The organism is Streptomyces sp. NPDC127084 (genome assembly GCF_042724175.1).
GTDB lineage: Bacteria > Actinomycetota > Actinomycetes > Streptomycetales > Streptomycetaceae > Streptomyces.
The window spans coordinates 1-2,868 of record NZ_JBHXFA010000238.1 but is presented as its reverse complement, the minus strand read 5'-3'; the positions used below and the strand labels follow the sequence as shown (position 1 = coordinate 2,868).

Genomic DNA, 2,868 nt, shown 5'->3' with positions numbered 1-2,868 from the left:
CTCCCAGGCCCCGGGTTCCCCCCGCCGGGGCCGCGGCCCCGGCCCCGGGCGGGACGGCCTCCCGGGGGGCGGCGACCGCCGCCGCCGCGTCCTTGGGCCCGGCCTCGTCCACGGTCGCCACCAGAGTGCCGTCGGCCGGGCAGCGGATCTCCCGCACCTCGCCGTCGGCGGCCGCGGTCCATTCGCCACCGATGAACAGCTCCGCCATGGGGTGACCTCCGGATTCAGATGAGAGCCCCAGCGTGCCAGCGCCCCAAAGTGACTTTCGTCAGGTTTGAGTCCTTTGTCCGACAGTAGAGAGCTCGGGCCGCTTTTGCAGAGGGGGAAGCCGGTGACGCCGCCGAGCGTCCGCGATCGGACGCATGCCGTGACCGTTCTCGGGTGAGGTCGCGCACGGTCACTGCCGCTGTCATGCCGCTGCCGGTCGGCCAGGGGTGCCGTGTGGGTGGAGTCCGGGGTCGGGAACGCCGGGCCGGACGGGAATCGGACTCCCGGAGGCTCCCGTACGTGGCGGGGAGCGGGTCGCGGCAGGCGACACGCCGACGGGGCCCCCGTTTGGATCGCGACACGCGACCCTAACGGCACAGTATGTGGCGAATTGTCATAACCCCCCATAATTTCGTCTCATGACGAAACGACAGATCACTTATCTCGGATGCGTCGCCCTTATGGCCGCTTCCGGCGTGAGCGCCGCCACGCCCGCCCATGCCGCCGTGACCCACAATGTCCAGCCCGGACAATCGATCCAGGCCGCGGTGAACAAGGCGAAGCCCGGCGATGTCATCAACATCGCCGCCGGGACCTACCACGAGAGCGTCACGATCACGACCTCGGACCTGACCCTGCGCGGTGCGGGCAAGCGGACCGTCATCGCGCCCCCGGCGACGCCCGGCAGGGACGCCTGTGCGCAGAAGGGCAACGGGGTCTGTGTCATCGGCACCGACGCCAAGCCCATCGAGGGCGTCGAGATCGGTTCGCTCACGGTGCGCGCCTTCAAGAAGAACGGCATCTGGGCTTCCCGCACCGACGATCTGACCGTGCGCAAGGTGACCGTCGAAAAGAACGGGAACTGGGGAATCGCCCAGGAGCGCTCGGTCGGCGGTGAATTCCGCGGCAACATCGCCCGCGACAACGCCGAGTCAGGGATCTTCCTGTCCAACACCACCGATACGGAGGCCGGAGCCCTGGATACCAAGGGCGCCGTGGTCACCGGCAACTATCTCGCGGGCAACCGCATCGGGGTGACCATCCGCCGCCTGAGGAACCTGGTGGTGGAGGGCAACGCCGTCACCGGCAACTGTGCCGGTGTGTTCGTCGTCGGCGACGAGGGCGTACCGCGCACCGGTGACCTCGCCGTACGCGGCAACAGCATCTTCCAGAACAACAAGCAGTGCCCGAAGACCGCTCGGCTGCCCGAGATCCAGGGTGCCGGAATCGTGCTCACCGGCGTGGAGCAGACCACCATCGCGTCCAACGTGATCTGGGGCCACACCGGGAAGTCGCCGTTCGCCGGTGGGATCGTGCTGTTCAAGAGCATTGTCGGCTCACCCAGCAGCCACAACGACATCAGCAACAACGTGCTGGTGGGCAACACCGTCCCCGACCTCGCCAACCGCGACACCGGTCAGGGCAACACCTTCGGCGGCAACTTCTGCAAGGCATCCGAACCCGCGGGCATGTGCTGACACCTCCGCTCCGCCGGGCCCCTGCGGCCACCCACCCGGGCCGGCAGGGGGCGAAGTCCGTGAGAGCACACATCTTGAGAATCGAGGCGGCATGACGACCGTAAGCACCACCCCCTCACACGAGGCCACCACCCCACCCTCCATGCGCCTGCGGGAGCTCGTGTTCGGAGCGGCATGCGCCGCCGCCGTACGTGCCGCCGCCAAACTGGGTGTCGCCGACGCACTCGGCGACAGCCCCGCCACCGCCGAAGAACTGGCGGCGGCGGTGCGCAGCGACCCCCGCGCACTGCGGCGGATGCTGCGGGCCCTGTCCTGCTACGGGGTCTTCGAGGAGCAGGCGGACGGACGGTTCGCCCACACCGAGATGTCCCGGATGCTGCGCGAGGACGACCCGCACAGTCTCAAGAACATCGCGCTCTGGTGCACCGAGCCCTGGACCTGGAACGCCTGGCCGCTTCTCGACGAGGCGGTGCGCAACGGCTCAGGGGTGTTCGAGCAGATCTACGGGAAGGGGTTTTTCGAATACCTGCACACGGACGCACCCGAGTCGGCCCAGGTGTTCAACCGGGCCATGACCACCTCCAGCATGCAGTCGGCCCGTGAGGTCGCCGAACTCCTCGATCTCACCGGGGTGGCGACCGTCGCGGACATCGGCGGCGGCCAGGGCCATGTGCTGGCCGGCCTGCTGGAGAAGTACCCGCACATGCGGGGCTCCCTGCTCGACCTCCCCCGGGTCGTGGCGAACGCGGACCCCCGGCTGCGTGACGGCGGCGCGCTTGCCGACCGGGTCCGCATCATCCCCGGCGACTGCCGGGAGGCCGTCCCCGTCGAAGCCGATGTCTACATCATCAAGAACATCCTGGAGTGGGATGACGAGAGCACCCGCAGGACCCTGCGGAACATCATCGAGTCGGCCCGTCCGGGCTCCAGGGTGGTGGTCATCGAGAACCTGGTGGACGACACACCGTCCATGCGCTTCACCACCGCGATGGACCTCATGCTGCTGCTGAACGTCGGCGGTGCCAAGCACACCAAGCACAGCATGGTCACCCGGATGGCCGACGCCGGACTCATCGTCGGCGACATCCGCCCGGTCAACCCCTATCTGCACGCCATCGAGAGCATCACCCCCGCCTGACCCCGAACCGGTGCGCTGAGCACGGCGCAGAGCCCCCGTCCGATC

At 68.6% G+C, this 2,868-nt stretch carries 2 protein-coding genes and 1 pseudogene; 2 read left to right on the top strand and 1 reads right to left on the bottom strand.

Features of this window, described 5'->3' with window-relative positions; genetic code table 11:
• Nucleotides 1-208 (bottom strand): annotated as a pseudogene (locus ACFWI9_RS31885) (betaine-aldehyde dehydrogenase); the annotation flags it as partial.
• A gap of 418 nt (nt 209-626) precedes the next feature.
• Between ACFWI9_RS31885 and ACFWI9_RS31880 the strand changes: the two are divergent.
• Together ACFWI9_RS31880 and ACFWI9_RS31875 are read left to right on the top strand one after the other, a co-directional pair.
• Nucleotides 627-1,685, top strand: a complete 1,059-nt coding sequence (locus ACFWI9_RS31880) for a nitrous oxide reductase family maturation protein NosD (protein WP_387168063.1) — start codon at nt 627-629, stop codon at nt 1,683-1,685.
• 91 nt (nt 1,686-1,776) lie between these two features.
• Nucleotides 1,777-2,823, top strand: coding sequence for a methyltransferase (locus tag ACFWI9_RS31875; protein ID WP_387168060.1), 1,047 nt, complete (start codon nt 1,777-1,779; stop codon nt 2,821-2,823).
• Nucleotides 2,824-2,868 lie beyond the last annotated feature (45 nt).